At 36.7% G+C, this 26,553-nt stretch carries 23 protein-coding genes and 2 pseudogenes; 6 read left to right on the forward strand and 19 right to left on the reverse strand.

Annotated elements, in window-relative coordinates; genetic code table 11:
• Window positions 1-39: 39 nt before the first annotated feature.
• Window positions 40-1,179 (reverse strand): acyl-CoA dehydrogenase, encoded by a 1,140-nt coding sequence (locus J7E66_RS21150; RefSeq protein WP_215003454.1) that lies wholly within the window; start codon window positions 1,177-1,179, stop codon window positions 40-42.
• A gap of 244 nt (window positions 1,180-1,423) precedes the next feature.
• On the opposite strand from J7E66_RS21150, the gene J7E66_RS21155 reads away from it, so the two are divergent.
• Window positions 1,424-3,244 (forward strand): helix-turn-helix domain-containing protein, encoded by a 1,821-nt coding sequence (locus J7E66_RS21155; protein WP_215003456.1) that lies wholly within the window; start codon window positions 1,424-1,426, stop codon window positions 3,242-3,244.
• A gap of 182 nt (window positions 3,245-3,426) precedes the next feature.
• On the opposite strand, the gene J7E66_RS21160 is transcribed toward J7E66_RS21155, so the two are convergent.
• The 3 genes and pseudogenes from J7E66_RS21160 to J7E66_RS21170 form a co-directional block, all read right to left on the reverse strand.
• A complete protein-coding gene (locus tag J7E66_RS21160; RefSeq protein WP_214716441.1) occupies window positions 3,427-3,609 on the reverse strand; it encodes a 4-oxalocrotonate tautomerase in 183 nt (60 codons plus the stop codon).
• A gap of 24 nt (window positions 3,610-3,633) precedes the next feature.
• Window positions 3,634-4,416: a 2-keto-4-pentenoate hydratase gene (locus tag J7E66_RS21165; RefSeq protein ID WP_215003458.1), complete on the reverse strand. Its 783-nt coding sequence runs from the start codon at window positions 4,414-4,416 to the stop codon at window positions 3,634-3,636.
• A gap of 83 nt (window positions 4,417-4,499) precedes the next feature.
• Window positions 4,500-4,646, reverse strand: a pseudogene (locus J7E66_RS21170) (aldehyde dehydrogenase family protein); the annotation flags it as partial.
• A 37-nt stretch (window positions 4,647-4,683) separates the two neighbouring features.
• Here J7E66_RS21170 and J7E66_RS31930 point away from each other — a divergent pair.
• Window positions 4,684-4,794: pseudogene (locus J7E66_RS31930) on the forward strand (amidohydrolase family protein); the annotation flags it as partial.
• 81 nt (window positions 4,795-4,875) lie between these two features.
• Here the strand turns inward: J7E66_RS31930 and J7E66_RS21175 are convergent.
• The 4 genes from J7E66_RS21175 to pdxR form a co-directional block, all read right to left on the reverse strand.
• Entirely contained in the window at window positions 4,876-5,235 is a 360-nt protein-coding gene (locus J7E66_RS21175) for a uracil-DNA glycosylase family protein (RefSeq protein WP_215003460.1), read from the reverse strand.
• A 48-nt stretch (window positions 5,236-5,283) separates the two neighbouring features.
• Window positions 5,284-5,430 carry a hypothetical protein gene (locus J7E66_RS21180; protein WP_168243078.1) on the reverse strand — a complete coding sequence of 49 codons (147 nt, stop codon included), beginning with the start codon at window positions 5,428-5,430 and terminating at the stop codon, window positions 5,284-5,286.
• A 145-nt stretch (window positions 5,431-5,575) separates the two neighbouring features.
• On the reverse strand, window positions 5,576-5,845 hold the full coding sequence (locus J7E66_RS21185) for a hypothetical protein (protein WP_215003462.1): 270 nt from the start codon (window positions 5,843-5,845) through the stop codon (window positions 5,576-5,578).
• Between the two features lie 255 nt (window positions 5,846-6,100).
• Window positions 6,101-7,531, reverse strand: coding sequence for a MocR-like pyridoxine biosynthesis transcription factor PdxR (pdxR, locus tag J7E66_RS21190; protein WP_215003464.1), 1,431 nt, complete (start codon window positions 7,529-7,531; stop codon window positions 6,101-6,103).
• 310 nt (window positions 7,532-7,841) lie between these two features.
• Between pdxR and J7E66_RS21195 the strand changes: the two genes are divergently transcribed.
• The gene (locus tag J7E66_RS21195) at window positions 7,842-8,180 is read left to right on the forward strand and encodes a replicative helicase loader/inhibitor (RefSeq protein ID WP_215003466.1); all 339 of its coding nucleotides are present in this window, start codon (window positions 7,842-7,844) and stop codon (window positions 8,178-8,180) included.
• Between the two features lie 145 nt (window positions 8,181-8,325).
• Here J7E66_RS21195 and J7E66_RS21200 read toward each other — a convergent pair whose 3' ends face one another.
• A complete protein-coding gene (locus J7E66_RS21200) occupies window positions 8,326-9,030 on the reverse strand; it encodes a response regulator (protein WP_215003468.1) in 705 nt (234 codons plus the stop codon).
• 16 nt (window positions 9,031-9,046) lie between these two features.
• On the reverse strand, window positions 9,047-10,639 hold the full coding sequence (locus tag J7E66_RS21205; protein WP_251033048.1) for an ATP-binding protein: 1,593 nt from the start codon (window positions 10,637-10,639) through the stop codon (window positions 9,047-9,049).
• 384 nt (window positions 10,640-11,023) lie between these two features.
• On the opposite strand from J7E66_RS21205, the gene J7E66_RS21210 reads away from it, so the two are divergent.
• Window positions 11,024-12,325: a CitMHS family transporter gene (locus J7E66_RS21210; RefSeq protein ID WP_215003470.1), complete on the forward strand. Its 1,302-nt coding sequence runs from the start codon at window positions 11,024-11,026 to the stop codon at window positions 12,323-12,325.
• Window positions 12,326-12,652: 327 nt separating this feature from the next.
• Here the strand turns inward: J7E66_RS21210 and J7E66_RS21215 are convergent, their stop codons facing one another.
• The 6 genes from J7E66_RS21215 to J7E66_RS21240 form a co-directional block, all read right to left on the reverse strand.
• Window positions 12,653-17,116 (reverse strand): hypothetical protein, encoded by a 4,464-nt coding sequence (locus J7E66_RS21215; RefSeq protein ID WP_215003473.1) that lies wholly within the window; start codon window positions 17,114-17,116, stop codon window positions 12,653-12,655.
• Entirely contained in the window at window positions 17,094-17,840 is a 747-nt protein-coding gene (locus J7E66_RS21220) for a DUF6063 family protein (protein WP_215003475.1), read from the reverse strand. Before J7E66_RS21220 ends, J7E66_RS21215 begins: the two co-directional genes overlap by 23 nt.
• On the reverse strand, window positions 17,837-19,351 hold the full coding sequence (locus J7E66_RS21225; RefSeq protein WP_251033049.1) for a hypothetical protein: 1,515 nt from the start codon (window positions 19,349-19,351) through the stop codon (window positions 17,837-17,839). The genes J7E66_RS21220 and J7E66_RS21225 overlap by 4 nt, the downstream gene beginning before the upstream one ends.
• Entirely contained in the window at window positions 19,342-20,310 is a 969-nt protein-coding gene (locus J7E66_RS21230) for a Wadjet anti-phage system protein JetD domain-containing protein (RefSeq protein ID WP_251033050.1), read from the reverse strand. The genes J7E66_RS21225 and J7E66_RS21230 overlap by 10 nt, the downstream gene beginning before the upstream one ends.
• A gap of 344 nt (window positions 20,311-20,654) precedes the next feature.
• Entirely contained in the window at window positions 20,655-20,909 is a 255-nt protein-coding gene (locus J7E66_RS21235; RefSeq protein WP_215003477.1) for a hypothetical protein, read from the reverse strand.
• 23 nt (window positions 20,910-20,932) lie between these two features.
• A complete protein-coding gene (locus J7E66_RS21240; protein ID WP_215003479.1) occupies window positions 20,933-21,730 on the reverse strand; it encodes an MmgE/PrpD family protein in 798 nt (265 codons plus the stop codon).
• On the opposite strand from J7E66_RS21240, the gene J7E66_RS31935 reads away from it, so the two are divergent.
• On the forward strand, window positions 21,707-21,973 hold the full coding sequence (locus J7E66_RS31935) for a hypothetical protein (protein ID WP_251033051.1): 267 nt from the start codon (window positions 21,707-21,709) through the stop codon (window positions 21,971-21,973). The two genes, J7E66_RS21240 and J7E66_RS31935, sit on opposite strands and share 24 nt — an antisense overlap.
• Before the next feature lie 380 nt (window positions 21,974-22,353).
• Complete coding sequence (locus tag J7E66_RS21250; RefSeq protein WP_215003481.1) at window positions 22,354-22,854, forward strand: hypothetical protein; 501 nt, start codon at window positions 22,354-22,356, stop codon at window positions 22,852-22,854.
• Window positions 22,855-23,381: 527 nt separating this feature from the next.
• On the opposite strand, the gene J7E66_RS21255 is transcribed toward J7E66_RS21250, so the two are convergent.
• The 3 genes from J7E66_RS21255 to J7E66_RS21265 form a co-directional block, all read right to left on the reverse strand.
• Window positions 23,382-23,894, reverse strand: coding sequence for a hypothetical protein (locus J7E66_RS21255; RefSeq protein ID WP_215003483.1), 513 nt, complete (start codon window positions 23,892-23,894; stop codon window positions 23,382-23,384).
• Between the two features lie 335 nt (window positions 23,895-24,229).
• Window positions 24,230-24,949: a hypothetical protein gene (locus J7E66_RS21260; protein WP_215003485.1), complete on the reverse strand. Its 720-nt coding sequence runs from the start codon at window positions 24,947-24,949 to the stop codon at window positions 24,230-24,232.
• Between the two features lie 18 nt (window positions 24,950-24,967).
• Entirely contained in the window at window positions 24,968-26,122 is a 1,155-nt protein-coding gene (locus tag J7E66_RS21265) for a ParM/StbA family protein (RefSeq protein ID WP_215003487.1), read from the reverse strand.
• Between the last annotated feature and the right edge of the window lie 431 nt (window positions 26,123-26,553).

Here is a 26,553-nt window from a genome sequence, read left to right on the forward strand (position 1 = left end):
ACCATCACCTTTAACACAGCCAATCCTATAAAAAATTTATTAACATCCAATTTGTTTGGCAATAACCATTCGTTGAACTTCAGATGTTCCTTCACCAATTTCTAAGAGTTTCGCATCACGGAAGAATCGCTCCACTTGATATTCCTTCATATATCCATATCCGCCATGAATTTGAACAGCTTGATCACATGCTCTCATGCATATTTCCGAAGCAAATAATTTCGCAAATGCCGCTTCCTTTTTAAAGGCTCTTCCTTGATCCTTTAACCAAGCTGCTTTAAAAACCATATTCCGGGCTAATTCAATATTCATTGCCATGTCAGCTAATTTAAATTGGATTGCCTGGAAGTTGGCTAAACTCTTTCCAAACTGTTTTCTTTCTTTTGCATATTGAAGAGCTTTTTCATAGGCCCCTTGAGCAATACCTACAGCCATAGCACCGATTCCAATTCTTCCGCCATCAAGCGTAGCTAAAAACTGTTTGTAACCGTTTCCATCTGATCCCAGCAGATTTTCTTTAGGAACCCTTACATTCTCTAAGATAAGTTCTGTAGTATTTGAAGCATGCAGACCCATTTTTTCGTAGTTGTCGATTACAGTGAATCCTGGAGCTTTGGTAGGAACAATAAATGCGCTGATTCCGTTGATTCCTTTTGAGCGGTCTGTTACCGCTGTCACTGCAAGGTGATTAGCATAGCTTGCATTTGTAATAAAACATTTTGAGCCGTTAATGACCCACTCATCTCCATCAAGAACTGCTGTTGTTTGGGTTCCCCCTGCATCGGAGCCTGCATTCGGCTCAGTCAATCCAAATGCTCCAAAAGACTCTCCCGTACAAATTGGTGTTAAGTATTTCTCTTTTTGCTCATTTGTACCAAATAAATTAAGTGGAGCTCCTCCCAATGAAATATGTGCTGAATATGTAATTCCTGTTGATGCACAAACACGACTAAGTTCTTCAACGACAATTGCAAAGCTGATCGTGTCAGCCTCACCACCACCGTATTGTTCAGGAAAAGGCAGACCCATGATCCCTAACTCTGCTAATTTTGCAAAAATTTCCTTAGGGAATTCCCCCGTTCGATCACGTTCATCTGCACCAGGTGCAACTTCTGCATCAGCAAAATCTCGAATTAACTTGCGTATCATCTCTTGTTCTTTCGTTAAATCAAAATTCATTTATCTACAACCCCTTTCTAAATATTCTGATTGTTTTAAGCGAAAAAAATTAAGCCACCACTACCTATCTTTACGCTGAACTCCTTTCATTATTTTCAAAACTTTCTTATAATAAGAATATAATCATTATGAATATTATGCTATGTACATTTTCATGAATATTATTATGAAAAATTTGTGTCTTTTACACAAAAACAGGAAAATGGATGAAATGTAAAAAATCGTAGAGAAAGGATGATGACAGATGCAAGATACCTTAACTCATCGGCAACTAAAGTCCTTAATCCATGTGTCAAACGTTATCAATTCCAAATTAGATATTGATACGATCTTTGATTCAATCATGAATGAAACGATATCTGTCGTTGAAGCGGCAGGAGGAGGCTCTATATGGATTTTTGACAAAAGCCAGAATCGACTCATCGCAAAATCAGCTCAAGGATTATTTTATCCACATATATTTAGGCAAATTAAACTAGTTAGCGGTGAATCTATGACTGGGATGTCTTTTGCTGCAAAAAAATGTCTCATTTTTTGGGATGAGGTAGAAATTAAACAGGCGCTGTCAACATTAACGCCATATAACAGAGATTTATTGGATCAGTCTATTCCGAGTAATTTTCATTTTACATCTGTCATTTCTTCCCCTATTTTACAAAACGGAAAATGTATTGGCGTGATTACATTGGACTCTTTTGAACAATCTTTGCAGTTTAAGCAAGAGGATATTAATCTATTAGAAGCGATTGGCCACCAAGCAGCAGTTGCCTTGGAAAAATCCAGTCTTTATTATGAGAAGGAAAAAATGGTTCAGAAGCTTTCCCATTCAATCGAAATACACAGGAACCTGGCCAATCTCGTTGTAAATGGAGAAGGAATTCAGTCGATAATGAATTTTATACATAAAACAATAGGACAACATATGTTTCTCTTTGATGAAATAGGTGAACTTAGGGCTTCTGCCTGCTATTCTTCCTTTTCAATTGAAATGACCGAGTATATGAAAGCGTATGCAAAACAAATTATCCTAACACTTGAAAACTCACATACCGTTTCCGAAATAACATTAAATGATGAAATGTATCAATTAGTTGTATTGCCACTTGGGTCCAAATTAAAGTCTCTAGGCGGGCTAATCATCCTTTCAAAACAAAAAATGAATGAGGTGGATATCGCTGCTCTTGAACATGCTTGTACAGTCATTTCACTTGAACTGGGAAAAGAGCAAGCAGTTTTTGAAACACAGCAGCGTTTAAGAGGAGAATTCGTGACCAAGCTTTTTTCAGGACAGATCGATGAAGCACTTATTCAGAAAGCAAAAAATTTAAATTTTGACCCTAACCGAAACTATGTTGCCATACTTATTAATTTTGAGGATAAGTTAAACGAGCAAAAGGTAATCGGCGACCACTTTATAAGGAATTTACTCCATATGGCCAATACATTACTTGGGAGGAACTCGCAAGTAATGGCAGTAAGGGATGAAAATCAAATCGTTGCCCTTCTATCCTTGCATTCAAGAGTTTCTTCGTCCAATATTATTGCTGAATTAAAAGAACTTGCAAAAATTTTACAGCATGAGATTAAAAATAAATATAGAGAGATAGACGTATCAATTGGGATTGGAAGAATTAAGCAAGGGCTTATTTTTGTCCACGAGTCATTTGTAGAAGCGACAAAGTGCATAAAGTTTCTCAAAAACTATCGTTTTGATCATAGAGTTCTTAGTTATACAGACCTTGGCGTTCAGAGGTTTATTTTACAAAATTCAAAGGAAGAATTGATTGATTTTATCCATGAAGTATTAGGTCCCCTCATTGAATATGAACAATCTAGAAAGGGCGAACTGTTAAGCACTCTGATTGTTTATTTAGACCAAAATCAAAACATAAAGAAAACGGCTGATACTTTACATATTCACACAAATACCTTAAGCTATCGTTTAAAACGAATTGAGGAAATTCTATTAACGGACTTGAATGAAAGTCAACCATTATTTAATATTCATTTAGCCATCAATATATATCAATATATAAAAGATAAAACTAGTGTAGCCTTAATTTAATTTCAAACTAAAGGTTACTTACTGATTACGTAAAAAACCGATTTCCTAATGGAAATCGGTTTTTTGTACTCTAATTATCTTTCTTATTTTCGAATACAAGCCATTTCCCTTCCCCCAGGAACCGCTTTCAGAATAGTATTAAATTTAAGCATGACGGTTTTACCACCATGCTCAGTCATTTTCTATTTTTCAACCGGCTCCCCAGCTTTTCCCCAATGCGTTTTAGGAATCTCGGTTACGAGAACTCTTATATTCTCCTTCGGTGAATCCAATGTTTCGGATACGGTGGCCGTGACATTGCGAATTAATTCAGCTACTTTTTCTTTCGGTCTACCTTCCATCATTTGCACATGAATAATAGGCATGAAAATCCCTGCTCTCTACAATTATTAATCTGTCACGGTAAAAGACACTTCGCCAAAACCATCAAATTTCCCGCTGACAACATCGCCAAAGTTCAACTTAACGGCAGCAGTAATGCCGCCAGTAATAATCACGTCACCCTTACAAACCTTTTCACCCTTTCTTGCCAGCATATTGGCAAGCATCGCCACAGAGTGGGCTGGGTGGCCAAGGACAGCAGCCCCTGCACCCAATTCCTTGATTTCACCATTAATAGTAAGCGTAGCTCCGACAAGGTCCAGTTCAAATTGTTCCGGTTTTTTTAAGGTGGTGCCCAACACAACTCGTGACGTTGAGGCATTATCAGCAATCACATCCGGTAAAGTAAACTGGAAGTTTTCATAACGGCTGTCGATAATTTCCAACGCTGGAAGTACGTATTCCGTTTTTGAGAGAACCTGGGCGCCTGTCATGCCTGGGCCTTCAATATCTTCTCCTATCACAAATGCAATCTCTGCTTCTACTTTCGGATGGATCAAATCACTTAAACGGACTTTACCGCCATTTTCTATCAACATATAATCAAACACATATCCATAAATAGGCTCTTCAATGCCCATTTGCTTCATTTTGGCAAAGCTTGTTAAGCCCATCTTAGGACCAACTATTCTTCTTCCTTCATTTAATTTGCGGTTTACGATTTCTTGTTGAACAAGATACGCTTCCTCTACCGATAAATCTGGATTCATGTTCACTGTTACCTTTGGAACTTCACGCCGATCTTCCTCCGCTGAAACAAGGTAATTAGCAATATCCTGGTATTGACTCATTTTGGTATCTCCTTTTCTCCGTTTTAAAAATGGACGCTTACCTGCCCAATGTGTGCGAATCTTGCCGTAAATGACTCCCCTGCACCTTGGTTAATGAAACTTGATTTAATCGTCGTTTCAACTCCTTCATCAAGATCTGAGTCTGCAAAAATAATATTTGGATTTTTACCGCATTGTTCAAACGATAGTTTTTTCAAGGAACTAGATGCTGCTTTCATAATAGCAGAACCTCTTCCTAGTTCACTAATTTTTCATCCCTTTTTTTAAGAAGCAAATCGGCAAAAAGCAATCTTCTTTATTCATCCATTATTGTGTGTAGAGCCTCGATTAAATAGAAGAATGATGCCAAATTTGATAGGAGTTCCTTGGGAAACAACATAGGTAATAAACGTATTTCACAGAAAAAAAGAGTTCGGAAACTTTTTTCTCCCGAACTCCCTTTTTTTTATTTATGACTTTTCAATTTTGGAACGGATGGTAAGCCACCGCTGTCTGATATCCATGAACATTGTGCCAAGTACCTCGCAATGTCTTAACATCAACTTCAGAATTTTGAAAAAAGGATTGGACGGCTACATTTCCTAAGCATAGAATAAGATTGGGCTTTTTCTGTAGGATCTGTTGTTCTAAATGAACCATGCAGGTTTGGCGCACATGATCTTTTTCATAAGCACGCACCGGTCTTCTTTTTAGGATAAAAGTCACGTAAAGGTCGTCCGTCTTCAAGCCAACTTCTCTGGCAGCTTGTTGTAATGTTTGTCGTGTTCCGCAAACAATTAGATTCCCTTCTCGATCCTCTCTGGCTCCTGGGTTATCCATCCGTTTTAATGGTGAAAAAAAGCAGCCAAGAATATCTTGGCTGTTTATTTAACGATCAAGTCCCTTTTTATTCTTTTCAGTATTATCATTTGGTGAGTCACCGGTACCATTTTTACTTTTACTATTAGGTGTTCCATAAATTTGATTATCTTTTGTTACTTTTGCTCCAGTTAGAAAATCATCCTTAGTTTTCATCCTCATCATCTCCTTTTATTAATCAGTTATATTATCTATGGAAAGGATAAGAATTATACTGAATAACTAATTTGGGTAATTTTGTTATGGAGGAGAGCTTATCACATATTGATACTAGAAAACGAAGAAAGCGACCCCGTCGCCTTTAATAACTTTTAAAACTTTTCAAGTAACTGTTTAGCACTTTTCTATACCGCCATATATCTTTATTATCAACCGGAAGCTCATTTAGATCCCAAAAATCTTGATACTTCCTATGAGCAGTAAGCGTGCCATCAGGATATCGCATAAATGTAACAGTGCCGTTGTTTTGATCATCTTGTAGGACAATGTAGTGCTTCGAACCATCCCAGCTGGCCAACTCACCAAACTTCTCACAAAAGAGCTCAACATCGGCTTTACTTCGAATAACCATTTAATTCACTCCTTGATAAAATTATTTGATTACCGCTCTTATACCGTGGTTTCTTGAGAGGAATGGACTTTTAGCTGCTTGGGTATTAATTGAAAAGTGAATTTCAAAATATATTTGCTAGAAATATATTAAATAAAAAAATTAAAATTCGAGCGTTTATCATTGATTTGATAGTATTATAACATAACTGAAATGGATTTGCCGAAATGAATGTTAGGGTAATACTATGAACATGATCCTTTCAAACTTTATGTATTAAATAGACCCTAGTGCCTCCGCAAACCTTTTAATTCCTTCATGTATTAATTCTTCATTTTCCCTAGCAAATGTAAAACGAACAAAACCTTTTTTGGACCCCATCGTGTAACCTGGGACATAAATAACTCCTCTGCTGATTGATTCCTCCAGTAATTGCATTTCATTCACCTCTTTTTTTATCCTGCACCATATATGAATTCCTCCCTGAGGGATGGAGAAATCAACTTTATCCTTTAAATAAAATATAAGACTAGTAATAATTTGGTCTCTTCTCTTTTCTAATTGTTTGTTTAAATTTTCGATATGAGAATGGAAATTTTCCGATTCTAAAAAATCATTTGCGATCCACTGAGTAAAACTTGCATGACCAAAATCAATTTGCTGCTTCGCATCGGATAATCTCTCAATAACAGGTGTGGGGCCTATAATCCAACCAATTCTTAATCCAGAAGCAACGATCTTTGTTAAAGAGCTAATATATAAGACATTTCCGTTAATATCCATTGATTTTAGAGTAGAGATCTTTTCCCCTGTAAACGAGGTTAAACTATAAGGATCATCCTCAACCACAGGAATACCATGTTCTGAAGAAATTTCTAAGATCGCTTTCCGTTGCTTTTCCTGAAGTAAAGCTCCTGTTGGATTTTGAAAAGCAGGATTCAAAAATATCATTCGGATTCGATGCTTTTTATGTAACGAAAGTAAGTCATCCGGGTTAATTCCATCTTGGTTTACAGGTATGAAATAGGGTCTCAGTCCTGCTGATTTAAAAATCGGAAGATTATAGTTATATGAGGGATCTTCCAATGCAACTGCATCTCCTTGTTTTAATAGGCATTGAACCACCAAGTGCAATGCTTGTTGTGCCCCAGATGTAATTAAAATGGATGAAGGATTTGTTTCAATTTTTCTATATTGCTTAACATGCTTTGCAATCGTTTCTCTTAATATTGCGTTTCCTTGCGGGTGATCATAACCTAAGCTTCCTATAAACGATCTAGAAGAAGTAATCTCACTTAAGTATTTCAGCGGAAAAAGATCCTCTGACAGTTCGCCGCTAGCTAGATTGATTAACTTCTGTTTTACTGCTTCCTTCCTTATCCTCTGTGTTATAGGCAAGTTAGGTAAAAACGATCCTGCTTCAATATACCTGTTCCAGTTCGGTATACGTTTCTTGGTAATTCCCCAGATATCTTTACTTATGGTCGTCCCGCTTCCTCTATTCCTTTGTATTAGTCCATTGGACTCCAATTCATCATATGCTGCAACTACTGTACTTCTATTTATGTTAAGGTCCTTAGCTAAATTTCTTTCAGAAGGTAATGGTTTATCTGGAGGAAAAGTACCATCTGCAATTCCATTTTCGATATAATCAGCAAGTTGTTTATATATAGCTTTTTTGGCTTGGCGATCTGGTTTCCAATCCATATATTTCAGTCCTTATTATGTAATGTAGTCTAACTATTATGTTTCTTTATTAATATTATTAATCCGTTAGTTATGAACTTTAAAAAAAACCTAATGTTCATAATAATTAATTACCATCCAAATTATCATAAATTTAACCATCCACTTTTATTATAACTTACAGCGCGTTGTTTTGCGAAAAGGCCATCAAGTCAATACTAAAAGCGTAGAAAAATGGCAAACAGCCTAAAAAGTCAAAAAAGGAATCCATGTCTGACCGGGTGGAATGGCTGATTCATGAAGGGAAAATTATATTAGAGGAGGAATCGCATTGACCAAGGAAGAGGTAGTCAAACTTTTAATACTTATTGAATCGGTTTATCCCAACTGCATTTTTAAGGACGAGACGGTCCAGCAATGGTTCCAATTTTGTTCTGAAATGGATTATGAAAAGGTAATGGCGAAGGTGAAAAACCACATTCGAAAAAGTCCTTTTCCACCTGCGATTGCTGAAATTGCGGTATTCTCCTTTGAAGAAAATAATTTTCCAGAATCATTACAAAAATGGATGAGGAAAGGACGGGAGAGAATTGAACACGAACGCGCATCTAACCAACGAAATACATTACCTGATTGGCTTGCCGAATATTCAGCAAGAAAATCTGTTTAATTCCTCATTCACTTCTTGTGCTGAAAACATGGAGTTTGGCAAGAAAAGTAAATGAAAATAAAAATAACCCGATTAAGGCGTGCACAGTCTTAGTCGGGTTTATTCTTTCTAAAATAATGAACTGTTCTAAGAAAAAATGCCCAGATTACTTCTTCCGATATCTCCTTTCAGGGCGTCCTATGGTTCCGTAAATAACTTCTACTTCCATCTCATTAATTGCAACTAAATACTCAAGATATCTCCTGCCAGTAGAATGACTGGCTCCGATTATTTTTGAAAAATCATCTGCATTTATGTTTTCATTTATATCCTTTATTTGTTTCCTGACTTTTTTTAATGTATGTTTATCAATTCCCTTAGGCAGTATTTCAGGTGGTTCCTCCTGGGCTAAAACCGCTTCCCGTGGTTGTTTTACTCTAAAAAAATCGTTAACATCTTCCTGTTCAACAATTGTTAATTTAACTAGTTTTTCTCTAGTCTCTTTGAACTGTTCCAGCACTTCAAGAAACTTGTTAATCATAATGGGTTTAAGGATGTAACTGTATGCTCCTCCCCTGATTGCTTCGCTTACAGTGCCAACATCATTAGCTGCTGTTATCATAATTACGTCCATACTTCTCAGTTTTCTTCTAATCTCCCATAATAAATCTGTCCCATTCATATCAGGAAGAAAGACATCGAGCAAAATAAGATCGGGAGTAAATACATTCAACATATCAAGTGCCTGCTTCCCCGTATTTGCAATGGCGACTACTTGAAATCCTTTTGCTTTATCAGTAAATTTTTCATAAATTTTAGCCGCTGTTTCATCATCTTCTACAATCATTACTTTGATTAGTTCCTTGGTCATCCTTAATACCCCTCTCTTAGCTGCCTTTTGGTAAAACGATTGTAAATTGAGCTCCGCCTGAATCACTTGTAGAAATAAAAATCTCCCCATCCAGTTTTTTTAAGGCATTTTTAACAATGGCTAGTCCTAGTCCATGATTCTCTCCTTCTTTTGTCGTAAATCCTTGAATAAAAATCATCTCCTGCCATTCTTCAGGGATACCTTTACCGTTGTCTTCTATATCAAAAATGATATCGCTTCCAATATCTGTGAAGGAAACTTTTACATAGGCGCCATTAGAATTAGCCCGAACAGCTGCCTCCATGGCATTATCTATTAAATTACCAAGTATGGATACAAATAATTTAGTATTTAATGTAGAGGGGATATCTTCCAGGTTGCTGTCTTTATCGATTTCAAGTTCTACTTTTAATTCCTTTGATCGATTTATTTTTCCAAGCAGACAAGCCGCAATAAAAGGATCTTTAACTGAAGAAGTTAAAAAAACCACAATATCTTGACGTTCTTTGACTTCTTCTGAAATAAGTTCCCTTGCTTCGTCATACTGTTCAAGGGTAATCAATCCATAAATAGTGTTTAATCTATTTAAATATTCATGATTTTGCGCGCGGATATGGTCAGAAACGTTTTGTACTTTTGAAATCTCATCTATAATTTCCTCTATTTCGGAAACAGGCCGGATGGTTAATACGGCACCTCGTGTTCTTTGTTTCTCTATAATCGGTGATGCGTCAACCAAATTTAATTGGTCACCAAAAATTACCTTTTGATTAATAATATTTTGTTGACTGCCCATTACGGATTCTATTAGAGCGTGTAGACGGCTATGCTTAATTCTCATCCCCTTCTCGATCTCATCGTGTTTCAACAACTCTCTTGCCCGTTTATTGATGGAAGTTACTTCACCGTCTATGTTGACTGCAACAGTGGCATCTCTAATTGATTCTAAGGTAGCTTCTTTTTCTTTAAACAAAAAGGATATTTCTTCTGGCTCAAGGTTAAAAATTAGTTTCTTTACCCTCTTTGATATAATAACTGCCCCTGATATCCCAAATAACAAAATAAAAATAGAAAACTGAAGTAACTTAAGACGGTAGCTATGTACTTTTCCCTCTACTTCTGAGGTTAAGAAACCAACGGACGATACACCAATTATTTCTCCGTCCTTATTATAAATAGGGGTTTTTGCCTTAATCGCCTTTCCTGAAATTCCAGTTCCTTCATATATAATGGAGGCATTATTTTCAAATACCAGTTTGTTGCTTGAACCCATCGGCTTTCCTATATATTTTGTTATCTGGTGAGAGTACCGAATATTTTCTTTATTGCCAATTACTACATAGCCGGCTCCTGTGGATTTCCGTATTTCTTCTGCAATGGGCTGTATAGTTAAAGAAGGATTGGGTTCCTTAAATGCATCGATAATATGTTCCTTTTGAGACGTCATCTTCGCTACTGCCATAGCCTGGTTACCCAATGAAGTTTTAATCATATCGTCAATCATCATGGAAAAAAGAGCACTTACAGAAACAATAGTAATTAAAATAATAGTGGAAAAAAATACAACCATTTGTGTTAACAGTCGTGGTTTTTTTATTTTTTTGCCCAACTGGTTTCCCCTCGCTAAATATCTCAGAAGATGTGATTGTTCATATTATATATCAATAATAGCACTATTCTAATATTAGGTTCAATTCTATCAATTTTAATGTTTGTTATTATGTGAGTTCGCAGAAATTTTAGATTTTTACGTGAAAAAAATAAAAAAAAAGATATTTATGGAAAAAATTAAAATTATTTGTTTTATATATTCCTTTGAATATCAACATGTTAATCTTTCTTAGAAAGCGCTATCAATTAGTGAACAGTGGGTACACTCTTCTAGTCTTGTTATTAATTTACTTTACTCTATGAAAAAATTTAAGTAAAAAATAATTTGTTATTTACTAAGATTTGTTGAACCCACAATTAATAACAAAGGAGGATTTAACGTATGCTATCTTTTTTGGGATTTTCTATGGTTGCAGTTTTTATGTATTTAATTATGTCAAAACGGCTAACACCCCTTGTCTCCCTCGTGCTCATTCCCATCCTATTTGGTCTAATAGGGGGTTATGCGAATGATTTGGGTACGATGATGTTTGAGGGGGTAAAAGCTATTGCCCCTACCGCCATTATGATCTTTTTCGCCATTTTGTACTTTGGACTGATGATTGATACTGGTTTATTCGAACCCCTTATTGCCAAAATTTTAAAAATCGTCAAAGGTGATCCTTTAAAAATTGTTGTAGGTACAGCTGTCCTGTCGATGATGGTTGCTTTAGATGGTGATGGAACCACAACCTATATGATTACGGTTTCTTCCCTGCTTCCGCTTTATAAACGTCTAAGAATGAATCCTCTAATTCTTGCAGGAGTAGCCATGTCCTCAATGGGAGTAATGAATATGACTCCTTGGGGTGGAGCTTCTGCAATGGCGATGACTTCATTGAAACTTGACTCATCTGAGCTGTTTCTGCCTCTCATTCCTGTCATGGGCTTTGGGCTTTTATGGGTTCTGGTTATATCCTTTATTTTCGGAAAAATGGAACGGAGGAGACTTGGAGTTATAGATATTGATGCATTTCGAGAAGTGGCTAGTGCGGCTGAAATGGATGCAAAAATGGAGTTTAACTATCGCCGTCCAAAACTGGTATGGTTTAACTTTGCTTTAACCCTCATTCTCTTAGTTTTGTTAATTATGGATGTTATTCCACTCATGATTTTATTTATGGTTGCATTTGCTATTGCTTTATTAGTTAATTATCCAAATATAAAAGAGCAACAAGAACGAATCTCTTCACACGCAAGCAACGCAGTAGCGGTCGTCTCCATTGTTATTGCAGCTGGTATTTTTACAGGTATTATGTCAGGAACGAAAATGATTGATGCCATGGCTACTACTTTAGTGTCATTGATTCCTGAAGCATTGGGGCAGCATTTACCAGTAATCGTGGCTTTTTTAAGCGCTCCTTTTACTTTTTTCATGTCAAATAATGCCTTTTATTTTGGGGTACTTCCGATTATTGCCCAAGCCGCCGAGTCTTATGGCATAAGCGCTGCTGAAATCGGCCGTGCCGCCATATTGGGACAGCCTGTCCACGTTCTAAGTCCTTTAGTAGCAGCCGCACATTTATTAATAGGTATGGCAGGAATTGAATTTAGTGATTTACAGAGATTCTTAATTAAATGGGCACTAGGAACCACTACGGTGATGGTAATAGCCGCACTAATTTTAGGTGTTATTTCTTTATAAAAAAGAATTACATTATTGTCGTTGTTACTAGAAAATAAGAGGATGCTTTGTATCGTGTACAAAATACGACGAAGTTATTAAATTAAAACTTTATCAAAGTAATAAGAGGTTATTTATTTTTGCTCGCTAGGATCGATGAGAACTGAATTATACCCATAATATGGACACAGCTTAATAAAAGGGCCTATTCCGCTAACTGATGACCTCGGTATTGCACCGTGGTCTTCTTATTTATTAGACGTTTTCCCTAATACAAATAAAAATCCCACCTTCTATACAGAAAGTGAGATTTTTTCCCCTAATCCTCGATTCTATCATTGTGTTACCTTATTGAACGACTGCCTCTCCCTGGTAAATCCGAAAGGCTGGAACAATCGTGTCCGAAACAATTTCTTTTCCTTTTTCACGAATGAAGTCCAATTTATAATAGGAATCAAATCTTTGGCTGATTTCTGTTTTCACCAGTTCGGGCGGAGTGACAACAATGAATTGGAACTTTAGTTTTTCGGCCACGGCGAAAATCGGGTCAAGGACGTGTGCCGATGCTGCTTGTCCGAACGGATTATCACAAACTAAAGGCACCCAGCTTTGATCGGTATCGCTTTTAACGGATAATAACATCATCATCATCACCATTCGGGCCGATAGCTTTTGTCCGCCGCTGCCATCGGATTTCGTCCTAGAACCTTGATTAATAGTCTGCCAGGTTGAATAATGCTCTCTTTGAGGTTTCCCGTACATAAAGGCATTATCCGTTCGCATATTATAGACAAGCAGCTCAGGATAGCGATTTCGGAGTGATACAAATAAAATTTGCTCATCACTTATCAGTTGTTTTATTTCTTCGTCTAAGGCGCGATTATGATCATCAATCATATCAAATTGTTTAGTGATTTTGTTAATAGCAGCTACAAAATGCTGCTTTAGCAGTGGTTCGATATCTTCCGCCTTTTTAGGTAAAATATCTTCTTTGAGCTGGACGAGTGGAAAGGACCCTCGTTCATTTTTCAGCTTCATTTTCGCAACCATCGAACGAATCGCCTCAGCAATGCTCATCACTTTCATGCTAGCACGGCTTGCCCAGAAGTTTTGAGCCTTTTCTGCCCTTTCTTTGTCGCGTTCTAATTGTTCCAACCCACTTTGTGAAAAACGCTTCATGTTTTTAACGATGCTCTGGATATGTGTATAATGCCTTGTATCCATATGGTCTAGTGTGGTTAATATTTCATTTTTAAAGCGGATCTCCCAATCTTTTCCTTCTATCGTGAGCTTTAAATTGCGCAGGGATTGATCGATTTTCGCATGCTTCTCTTGCCCCTCTTCCTGTATTGCTTGATGATCTTCACACCAGGATAAGATACATGCTTTGCCTTGAGTCTTAATTTTTTCTACATCCTCATTCGTAAATACTCCCGCTTCTTCCTTTAGGATTACGGATAAGGTTAATAAATCTCCTTCATAGCCAGTAATATTATTTTCAGTTTCTTTTTTGCGTTTCTCAGCCTGCTTTACTTCCTCTTTCGTCAACTTTGTTTGGTCTTTAATTTCTACTTCTTTTACCACTAAGTCAAGATCTGCCCATTCTTCAGGCTGTTTTTCATGCTTCTCGACTTTCTTTCCTGACTTTTCACGTTGTTCAGTTGCATGCTTTAAGGACGTTTCCGCGACGGTTACAGCAGTTCCTTGTTCACGTTCTTCTTTTTCCGCTGCCTTCGCTTCCTTCTGTGCGGTTTGCAGCATATTTTCTAAGATACTGATAGGTTCATCTGGTTCTGGAACTTTATTCCAATCTTCATCATGAGCATTGAGTTTTTTCTCTAATTTCTTTTGCTGCTTTTGTTCGGTTTCTTTTTTTGCTTGAATAACGAGTAATTCTTTAGCCTGTTCTTCCTTTGATTTCTGGAGCTGTTTTAGCTCTCCAATACTTCCGTTTATCTTTTCTAATAAATGTGATGAAAGATGAGGGACCTCATCACATGGATCTGCTTTTTCATCAGTAGGAAAAACCGCTTCTTCTATAAAGAACCTGATCTCCTTTATAGTTTGTTCGGATGTCAGCTTCCATTCTAAATACGTTTGATTCCACTGGTTTTGCAGTTCAACTGTATTTTGGAGCTCTTTTCCTATTTCTTGCTGCTGAGAACCTAAGGCTTCCTTTTGTTTCTCTTTCTCTAATTTCACTCGTTTATTTTCTTGATGAAGAGTTTTTTCTTGATCAAAATCCTCTAATGTTTCCACATCTTTTGTAAGCTTTTCTATTTTACTTTTTGTATTCTCCAGCTGTTCTTTTAGCTGAAGTTGCAATTCTTTTTCTTTTTCTTCTTGTGCTTTGATTTCCTGTAAATTTTTTTTCTTAGAAAGAAGCGCGTTTTGTTCCTGATTGAGAGCTTTTTCGATATCAATAGAAAGATCGCTTGATAAAAATCGATCGATTTCCTTTAAAACACGACGTAAGGAGGTTTCTGTTTTTTCAATTTCAAGGAGTGTATCTTTCTTTTCTTCTATTTGTTTAGCAATCTTTATTTTCCAGTTGGTGAATTGGTTTTTATCCGTTAATAGCTCTTGCTCGGTTCCGTTAATGATCACAAAGGAAGTTTGATGATATTCGCTGTTCATTTCCTCCCGCAAGAAAATTGGAACAGGACTTTTGAACATTCTTCCGGAAAGAACCTGCTGATTTATTTTTTGCCATTGCTGCCCGCTTACGACCAAACCGTATGGAAGGAGTGGATACTTCATAAGGTTTTTCGCTAGGTCCTCAGCACGTAAAGATTGGAGAAATTGGGTACCATAAAACACATCAATGCCAGTCTTCTCATCGATCCATTCCTTTAATTCTTTTACATCTTTATTTGCTACCCAAAAGGGCTCATCGTTTAAGGAATGGTCGAGTTGTGTTTCCCATAGGTCTTTTTTAATTTGTTCAGCTTGTTGTCGATTATTGCTTAGTAATTCTTCTATTTGTATAGAATACTTCGATAAGAGCGAGTGAGTAAACGGCGCTGTGGCTTCATTTAATAAACCATGAAGTTTATCCAATAATTTTGCTTCTCTTTGCATTTGCTCTTCATTTGCTAGGTTTAATTCTTCACATTTTTCTTCTGCAAACTGAATCGATTGGACGAGGGTACCATGTGAATTCGCAAGTTGGTTTTGCCGTTCACTAGATTCTTTATCTTTTGCTTGCACTTCTAATAGTCTAGCCTTTTTGTCTTCAATTTGTTTAAAAAGACTTTCGATCAATCCCTTTAAGTCATAGCTTAAGCGGTCGCCAAATGCTTGGATTAGTGCCGCTTCCTTGGACTCAAAGGCATGCATCTGCGTGTAAAGAAAATCAATTTCAGTACTAAGCTGAGCAATCTTTTTTGTCTTTTGTTTATCCTGTTGCGACAGCTCCGTTCCTTTTTTCTTTAAGAACTTTTGATATCCCACATACTGCTTAATCGCTTCTTGTATGGATAAAAAGGACTGCTCCCATTGCTTTTTAGCTTCTTGTTTGATTTCTTCCATTCTTTGATTCACTTGCTCTAAGCCACTATTTTGTTCCAATGTGGCTATCTGCTGGGAAAGAGAGCGAATGGTTTGTTCGTTTTCACTCCACTCTTTCAATAAAGCCTGAAATACTAACGCTTCTTTTCGCTCCTGTTTCTCTAGAACGATGGCTTGTAAGGAAGTATGCTTCTTCCTTTCTTCCACTAATTTCTTTTCCCAATCCATAACTTCTCTGTGAGCTTTTGCATACTCCAGGTTGTCTTTTTGATAGCGTAGTTCTGCTTGCCTTAGGATTAATTTCTCCATGTCTTTTTCTAAAGTAAGCTGCATTTCCTCTTCCGTTTGCTTCAAATGCTCTAAAGCACCCAGCAGTTGTCTTCCTGCCTGTATACTTGCTTGAACAATTTCTTTATGTTCTACACCTTTAGCTAGATGCTCTTCAAAAGGGACAATGTCTTCTAAAAACTCTTTATGGGCTTGCTCTCTTTTTAAGAGAACAGGCAGGTCCTTAGCGATACTTGCCTGACTCTTGAAAATCTCCACAAGATCATTCTTTTGATGTTCCGTCCTGTGCAAGACTTGACTAACAGTTGGAACAATTCGTTTTTGGAACAGGGAATGATCATCCTCCGCTCCCTCAAAGTATTTCCCAACGCCGCCCTCATCCTTGTTAATATCTTTCATAATATCCCAGTCTTTACGGTTAATTCCGTATGTATCAAGGATGCGATAGTGCTTCTTCGTATCTCGGTAAACGTCATATCCATTCCATTTTAAATAGTCCTTTAAACTTTCGATTTCAGCAACCTCATCATTATCGTAGAGTGGAATATGCTCAAGTGCTGCCTCTTCTTTCCGTTCAAATTCTCTCGTATAAAAGGTAATAGTAGGGAGGATCTTTGCTTCCTGTTCCAATGTTTTACTTTCATTTCCACTTTCTTCACTCATCGAGATCCGTTGTTCGGCTGAGAACATTCCTCCCGTAATCAGATGCCGGCGGTCAGCTCCGTCCAATTCCCATTGAATAAGTACATGAAATGTATATGGAATAAATTGTTCTTTATTATTAAAGAAGAACTGTTGATAATAACGATTGTTTTGTTTCCCCCACGAAGTCCCAGGTTTGAGTATTTGGAAGATCGTTTGAAGGAACACACCTTTCCCACCCCCATTCATCATCGCAATGAGGCCATTGGTTGATGTCTCATCATTATGAAAATTAAAAGTGGTATCTTTATATTGCTTTTGCATGCCATCATACTTCAGGTTAACAATTCTAATTCGATGAATCTTCGGCATGCTCATCCTCCTCTGATGTCATTAATTGCTTAAAAACTTCATAACGGTCATAATCGTGATACAGGTATTCAATTCGCTCAAAAAGCTCTTGTTTTGGTATCACCTTAGCTATATCGTCCCGATCAAGAATGACGATCAGCCCCTCCGTCTCTAATAAACGCATAGCTCCGGCAATTAAACCGATTCTTGTTCGTCTATTGCCTTTTTTTACTCCATAATCGTCCGTGTCAACCTCCATGTATTTCCAGGTGGTTACAACTTCCTTCATATCAATTCGTTCCTCTTCCCCGAAGGTCGGTTTAGATTTAAGAATGCTATCCCATTGAATCATTAGGTCGTTGACTTGCCGTTCTAATGCGTAATAGCTAATCCCTTCCCGCTTCGTGCGAATTTTTGCAGCCTGGTTGCGATCGATGGCCGCTAAAAATGACATAATGACAACACTGATAAGATGAAAATGTTTCTTATTTTCGACTTGTCGATGCTTTTCTTTCATATGGGTAAAATTAGTAGCAAAGACGGAGCCAGTAGGCTGGACAACTAATTGGATGCGTTTTGGCGATTCAATGATATATGTACCAGATTCGTCTGCTAATAAAAGAACCGTCTGTCTCACCTCCGGATCGAAATAAGTCTGGAAGTGTTCACTATTCTCGTCGATTACTTTATCTTTTAATAGAGTAAAATAGACAGCAGATGCTCTTTTGATCGTTTCTGCATTCATCCTTTCTCCTCCTGTACACATAGTTTAAAAGGGGTCATTTTCGTTTGATACCATAAGAAAGGCTCCGCTTTATGATCAAACTCAGTAAAGATTTTTGTGCCCTCAAAAGTTTGAAATTGAGGATATTCCTTCATTAGTTTATAAAGAAGAATTTCCCTCTCATCGCTTAATGTTTCTTCTTTTCGATGTAGCACTTGAACCTTCAGTGGCTTTTTATCGAACATCATCCACAAATCAATCGTTTCAGATTCTTCAAACCATAAATCCTGTACTTCTAATGGCATCTCTGCTAAATCAGCTAACGAAAACTCTCCGTTTATTTGTAAGAATTGAAAAACATAACTCCATGCCTTAATAACAGATTCCCAGTTCGTCACTCGCAGACGCGTAATGCTTTCTTCTGCCTCCTCTTCAATTACGGCATCGGTTAGTTGTTTTTCATCGAATTCTTGCTCACCCCAAATCCAATCAAGAGGCAAAATAAATTCATTCTTCGGTGAAAATAAAGGAGAAAGCACCGTTTCGATTTCCGTAAAAGTTTGAATTCCATTCTTCATGAACCCATTTTCATAAATATGCTCTCGAAAGGAGACCAAACTGTTTTCCCAAAACAAGGAAGGGTTTTCCACTTTTAATTTCATTTCATAGGAAATATTTTGAATAACCAGCTTAGCAAAACGATCGTGCAATTGCCTTGTATGGCCAATTTTTTCTTGGAGAAGAATCAATTCTTTCTGAATATAATCATCTTCTTCATTCCTTCGTTTTGTTTTATCGATCATACTAGTGATGGTACGGAAGTGGTTTTTTTCTTCTTCAAATTGCTTTTCAATTTCCACACGATTGTCAGCCCTTTGCCATTCCTCTTCCATCAATAAGATTTTGGGATTGTTGATCATTTCCTTTTGAAAGGAGAATTCCTTTGCCATTAAGCGGTTTACTCGTGAAATGAGGTGATCGAGGTTTCGAGTAGCTTTTCTAAAATTTCCATTTTTAATCAGCTGCATACTGTAGAGTTGTTCAATCGTTATCGAGAATTCCTCAGCCATTTCCCTGCTCATAAAAATCATTTCCTGAGCAACATCCGTGAGTTTATAAACAATGGATCCGCCCATCTCTAAATTCGTATATAATTCATCCATTGTGACATATCGGAAGACCTGAGTCTCCCAGGATTGTCTTATTTCATCGTAATATAAGGCTTCAAACGGTTTACTATACTCTTCTTTCCCCTGATACAGGAGCCCGCTTGTTATCCGTTCAATTTGCCTATCGTCTGCCAAAAGCTTCATTTGCTTAATGGAATCTTCCACCATATACTTGATATCTGACTTGCGTCTATGATCATCATCATTTAATTCTCTATAAAAGATGGTCAGGAGCACTTGCATGAGAATGGTTTGGATATGAGGTTTAAGCTCACCCACTTCCATTCCCCTACCAAGCTCAAACAGTGGATTTAATCGTTGCATACGCTGGGCGAATCCTTCCCATGATTCGTTCACATCCATCGCCTCCATGTTTCTATGTTTAAGACTTCTTGTGGGATTCGCTTATTTTCTTGCCAAAATTGCATTAATAAGGCTTGCTCCTCTTCCGTAAACCATTGAAAGAATGCATCACGGTATTTGATGTTTTGTGTTTGGCCTTGTTTCTGGTCATTCCTTTGTTCTAGACATTGAAGCATTTTGCGATATATTTTTAAAGCAGGCTGAATACAGCAATCCGAGTATTTTTCGATAAGCCGAATGAGGATCCCGTATCCCGCGGCATCAAGGTCTCCTGCGTAATAGAAAAGATAGGGTTTGGGCGGAAACATTCTGAAGAAAAAGGAAAAGCTCCGTTCGATTTTAGTCCCTTCACCATATATGATTAGTTCAGGTTCATAATCGAGTTGATTGGCTTCCAATAACTTAATGGAAGTATGAAAGAATGATAGATTTTCGACGATCAGAATCCGCTGAATATCTTTTATTTCTTTCCCTTGTTTCATCCAAAATACAAAAGGCTCCCCGTAATTCACCATTTTAAGTTGCTCTTCAGATACGCCAATTCTAGCTAAAAACCCTTTTCCATCCGGAAAGCTATCATTGTCTAGTAAGAATTTTTCATGACCAAAGAGCTCCAGACTTCTTTCTTCAAATGACACGTTTTCTCTTTCCTGATTGGATTTGAGAAAAGTATAAACATGTTGGATTCGATTCCACTCGTCTTTCGTTTGCCATTCGGGATGCCGTTCATAAAAGGAAAAATCAAACTGATCACCTAATTTCATCATCTCGAAACGATCCCATTTGAGCGTTTGAACTTTTAAATTAACCCAGTAATATAAGGCAAGCGCTGGGCTTCTTCCATTGTATTGATTATTTGGAATAGGAATCAGTTGTCCTTCCGCTTGCAATGTTTCAATGGCACGATAAAACAACGAATAGCCGTCCATTTCAAAATAATCATCCAAAAGCTTGCGCAACTGAATTTCCAAATCGTTTATATTTATTTTCTTTTTTTGTTTTGGGTGTTGAATATCAGCAATAAAACCTCTTACCCTAGTTTCGATGATATCGATAATAATTCACCTACTTTAATCTCTTAGTGTCATAGAAATAGACTCCTACTACCCAATTTGGATATCCTTTTATTATAAACTAGTTGAGTTATGGTTGGTAATTGAAATTTTCTTGATATAATGTTGTCTGCATAGAGATTTGGAGTCAATCAACGACAACAAAAAGGATCAGTCCCCCAAAGGAGTAATACTTTACTCCTTTGGGGGACTGATCCTTAAGAACTAATGAATAATCATTGGTAATCTATTCACTTCATCAAAATCTGATTATGGCATAACGTATCCCACAGCACTTCAGGATCGGCTACGTTTGCATACTGACAACATTCGATAAATTTCTTCTTAACTTCATCAAAAGATGTTTCAGGGTGAATTCGTTCTATATGTCTTTTTGTACCTTTGGCGTTTACTATCTTAATATCACCTAAAGGAATTCCAGGCGTATCAGCCTGTGTTTGCTCAATTTTTATACGATTAGATAAATCTAACACTTCGGTATTCATAAGGGCCCTCTCCGTCAAATTATTCAAGTGAACACTCCCATGCACAAATGTAAATGCCACAATAAGGGATGTGAGTAACGACAGCTAGGATAAAGTTTAATAGATGTATCGGAAAACGCCCATGTTTCAGAGTTCAATAATACGCTTCGTTGTTTTTCATTTAAATTCTTCCCAAAATAATTTAGAAAGAGACCCGTCTTCCCATCCAGACAACTTGCAGGTGCTGTCACCCCTTCTCGGGCTAATAATGCTGCTTGAACACCTCCCATTGATGAAACACCTGGTTCCTTACCGCCAGCTACTTGCATATATGCCAGTCCTAAGGCGTTAACTAACTCATTATCATCTAATCCAAGGACCAGTCCAGCAGTTATGGCTGCACCTAAATAACCAAACAGTTGACTTAAGAACCATTTGGAATCCGTACCAGTACCCCTGGGTTCGATTGCATATCCCAGTCGACACAATAACTCGTTTCCTAGTGCAACTGGAGTAATAAGATCCGTCCTCTTTGAATCCTCAGCGTCAGCAGCTGCTAATGCGGCAGCTAATGTAACAGGGGTTGGATGGATTCTAGCTAAATCATTAATATCATCATAGTCTAAAGCATGTGCTAAAGCCGTATTAGCAAATGCAGCATAGGCTGGAGGTAATCGATGCTCACTTCCTATTACTCGACCCGCCCCACCTTTTACACCAATAGAAAGACCCGCTATAGATTTTAAAGCGATAGGTGCTGGTATTAACCTGCATTTGAAACACCAAGTAATTGCCAAATGTTTATAGGGGGGAGTTATTTGTACGGGCAATTCCAAGAACAAACGTATGGTACCTATACTTATTCTGGAAACGTTGTGATGCTTGACATGAAGCAAGGTGACGTTACAGGTGACGGTATAATTGATTACGTCTATTTAAATGGAAGAAAAAACGTTGAAACCGAAATCTTCGCAGATTATATTACACTTGTAATTCAAGATGGGCTTTCTAACCAGATTTCAACAATTAATCTTCAAAATAATGCTGGATACAATGCTAAGCTCTTCCTTGGGGATTTTTTATAAAGATAATATATTGGATATTTTGGTAAGTATTGAATCGGGAGGGTAGCGGGGGGTACGGTATATTCAATATTTACTCCTTCAGTAATAATATTCCTCACCTATTGTTTGATTTTGAAATATATAATAATAGCTATACATTCAAAGTCAATTATGAAGATCTTTATAGAGTAAATGTAGGAAGTCCTCCATTAGACCTACTTTTCATTCTTGACATAGTTAAAAAGACGGATACATTAGGATATGTCGAAAACCTTTTAACATGGAATGGCACTCAATTTTTATCTACTAGATTGGCAACAGCCATACTTGGAACAAAGTTAATTAGCCTCAACTAATGGTTCGCTTTATGCATTTTCTTTTTAAAGTAATGGAGGTATTGTATGATAAATTTTTATTCTTTTAACGGGACTGTCACTATGATTAGTGATTTTTTTACAGGCCAAAATGGTGAAGGTGAAGGCTGTTATAAATTAATATCTGTAGAAAACGGATTGGGAGCATTAGTAAATTTCGTGGTGTCACCCACAACTTACTTTGTTGACCATGTAATGGTGGCAGTAGGAGATCACGTGACTGGATATTATGACGGAAATGCACCTGCTCTACTTATTTACCCTCCACAATATCAAGCACTTGTCATGGTAAAAGATAGCCCATATCAGAATGTAAAAGTAGATTATTTTAATAGTGAGTTGGAGAGTAGTGATGGACGATTACGATTAAATATTTCTCCATATACTCAAATAGTATTAACAAATGGGCAACTCTTTTCAAGAACCCCTGCGAACAGAGATTTAATTGTTATATACGGACCTGCCACAAAAAGTATCCCCGCCCAAACCACACCCTATAGAATTATAGTTTTGTGTTTACGGTTATAATAGAAAATTCCTGTTTAGAATATTAATTGGTATATAAAAACACAAAAGACTCGTCCATTTTGTTCTAAGACCAAAGCACCCGTTATCCATCCTTACAGCCAAGATGTCCACTACAGAGGATCGAATATAATGCGAAATTCTGGTTCAGCTAAACTGCTTATTAACACAACAAGGAGCTGCCCAATGGCAACTCCTTTCTTTGCACCCGTTGATAAAGATTAAGGTATATTTTCTCCAATTTCTTTATCATTGTGATTTAAACAAAAAGGAAATCTTTGTTAGTCTTTAAAACAAAAAAATTTCTCATATTTAATAGAATTTAATAAAAAATAGCAGAAGGAAATACAGACTTTACCTTCCAAAATATGAGAGCAAGATAAGGATATTAGAAGGCCAGCATTGAAAATAATCAAATTGTTAAACTATATTTTAATTACGTTCCACAATGGTGGCTACCATTGCCCCTTCAGTGGTAGGATATATATATTATATGTACATTGTAAATATAATAGCGAAAATTCGCTGTTCTACTTAAACAAATTAAATGCCATTTTTGTGTTGGATTCAAATAAATCCATAAATCCTTTTTGTGCAGTTTTAAATTGATTTACAGCCTCTTCACGAATCTTTCTTTGCTGTTCGATACTATTTTTAATCGATTGTTGGAACTGCTCTTGTGACTGATTTAATAAATTTAAACTTTCTTTGTATGGAGTGGAGGTTAACTGTTGAACACGGTTATTTATTTCATCTAGTTGAGCATACCACTTTTCGAAAGTTTGGCTTGCTTGTTCACCGTAAACTGTTTCAACATTTTGCATTACATAATCGCGAACATCTGCAATTAATTTTTTCTGTTGTTCTTGGATAAAGTCCATTCCTTCAGCAATTTTCTCCAATGATTCTTTTTGTGTTGTAAATGCTTGAAGCAAAAGATTTTCTATTTCTTTTTGAGAATCGGTCACCTTGTCCAAACTGTTTGTCCAAATGTTTAATAGAGATTCACCAAAATTAGTAACTAACTCATTGTTTAATTCCATTATAAAAAACCTCCTAATTAATAAAAAACACTATATGTAACTTACACCTATATGAGAAGCTTGTCAATTAGTTATTGTATAAAGTTTTTTCTTCTGACTTAGAAGATCTTTTGGAAGAAACGAGAGCTAAACAACTAAACCATGCAGAACTGCAATCCGAAATTAAAGATTTTGGAAAAGAACTAAAAAGTCTAGAAGTTAAACTTAACCACATCCTTACTCAAGTAAATTCTCTAATCGAAGTAAATAATTCCTTCTTCCGTTTACAACGAACGTCCAAGAGGAATCTCTTGGACGTGTTATTAGTAGCAGAGCATCACTCCGCTATTTCATATTTAAAAATCCATATCTATGACTTCTTCAATAGTCCCTTTTACTCGATCACTTTCGAGTAATTGTCCTTCTTTAATATCCGTCACTACCTCCGCAGGTTCTACAGGAGGATTTTGCTTATTTGGATTGGAAGGAACATCAGGACGGAAAGCAAGCTCATTTTTAAGCAAGCTAATTTCATCTAATAAATCGCTTCGAAGGGAGTTTAACAACGTTTGGAATTCTTCCTTGTCTAATTTTTGCTCACCGAGTTTCGTTACAAAATTCCGCAGCTCGTATGCTTGGCCGGACCCAATCTCATTAGGATCTACAACAACACGTGAAGCGAATTCTTGTTTAAGTAGGTTGATCTTACCTAAAAACTCTTTACGAAGTGTATCCAATACAGTTATGGTCTCTTCTTCTTTGTCCAATTTTTCTACATCTTGCTCAACAAGCTTCGTTATATAATCCTCCAGCTCATTTTCTTTTGCCTTTTGCTCAAGAATTGAATACACCTTTGGAGAAATTTTTGAAGTTTCTAAAGTAAACATTATACTTTGGTCCTTACTTCCTGATTCCTTATTCATTAATTTGCCCACATCCGTTTGGAGATTAACAGCAGTTAAAAAAAGGCTCGATAGTGCGTAAAATGGTGCAATCATCTGTGCACCTAGATGTGAATACATATTGTCTAATCCGAAAGCAGACTTCTCCCCAAGAAGATAATCTTTGTTGCTCATATGTTCTCCTCCCTCTTCTTAGGCGAAAACTACGTTTGTTTCATGCCTGCTTATTATTTCTAGACCGTATAAATTTAATTTTCTTGTATCTTGAAGGAAAAGATGATTTTGCTCTCTAATTTCGACTCCATACCTTATATCGATCGATTCTTGGATGAATTGTTTCAGGATGCTGGCAATTCCACCAATATAAACATATTTATATACCTTATCTTTAGGTGACGGGAATGTGTTTTCAATTTTCGTTATTAAAATTTGCGTGTACTCCCTTAATGACTCATGGATTTGCTCAGTGAGATCAACCTTTTTACCGCTATTTCCATCCCTCTGCTCCATTTTTGTTTTTTCAATGTTATTGATAATGAATTCTTCTAGTGAACGAACATCATCAAAGTACTCCAGTAACTTTTCACTTCTTAGTTTCTCAATGTGTTTTAGATACGAAATGTCGGCGAAGCAATTTAATGATTCCCTGCTCTTAGGAGCTTGAAGTCCTGCTTGAAGCAACGCAAGATCAACAGTCCCTCCTCCTAAATCCACAATTAGAGTTTCAAAGTTTAGAAATGAATTTGCTTCCTCTCGATCTTGTAAATCAAAATCTTTTTTAATTGCCCAACGAGCAACTTCACTTTCAATCCGGCATTTGCTTGTTTCGACATGAATGGATACAACTCTTTCAAATCCTGGTGTTAAAATCGTTACTTGGTGCTCCCCTTCAAATCGGCTTGCCATTTTATTTTGCATATCACTAAACTTGTTCGTTTTCTTAAGCAACCAAATTGGAAGCATAGTAGAAAAATAATTAATGTTCACTCGTTTATCTTCTTTGTCGTTTCCTTTTAATACATTGTAATAAGCAACTGACGCCAGGAACATCACATAGGGAATCTCAGATTCCGTTTTATCATGAAGTTTGTTGATATGACTGTTTCCTAACACTTGTTTTTCCGCTGAATCGCCCACCAAATAATATTTCTCAACACCGTCTATCGTAGTTGAAATGAGTAAACTTTGAAGAAGGGATTGGGGATCATGGAAAGTAGACGGAAAGTGCCCGTCTGCCTTTTCCCTCGTTATTTCTACTACATTTGTAGGAATTTCAAAATAATAACCGTCCACAAGGGTTTGAAAGACCGAATTACCAAAATCGACATTTTGCCGTTTTATATCCATTATTTCTCCTCTTTTCATGTTTTTTCCTCATAATGATTATATATTCTTCTCTATTATTTGTCTAAAGTTGTTTATAAATTTAGATTAGTGAATAAATGCATTAGCGTTCTTTATGTAATTCTCCTCTATTAATCAATTTTCTATTTATTTCAGCAGTAAATTTCGACATTGACAATAATAAAGAAAGCCTGATTAGGGCTTAATTAATTTCGTGATTGCTCGATTTAAGTTCCTAGGAAACATGTTCGTATTGCCGACTAATTAAATACAATATGATTGCTTTTATAACGTGTTTTTAATATGTGTTCAATACTATTACTGAATATTAGTCTATTCTTCATATCTAGAGAAATAAATAAGCTCAGAAATTTGAGCAAGTGCTCCAAGGTATTCGTATTTTTCTGCCATCTGATTTCACCAGGACTTGGATA

The organism is Bacillus sp. ISL-7 (assembly GCF_018613065.1).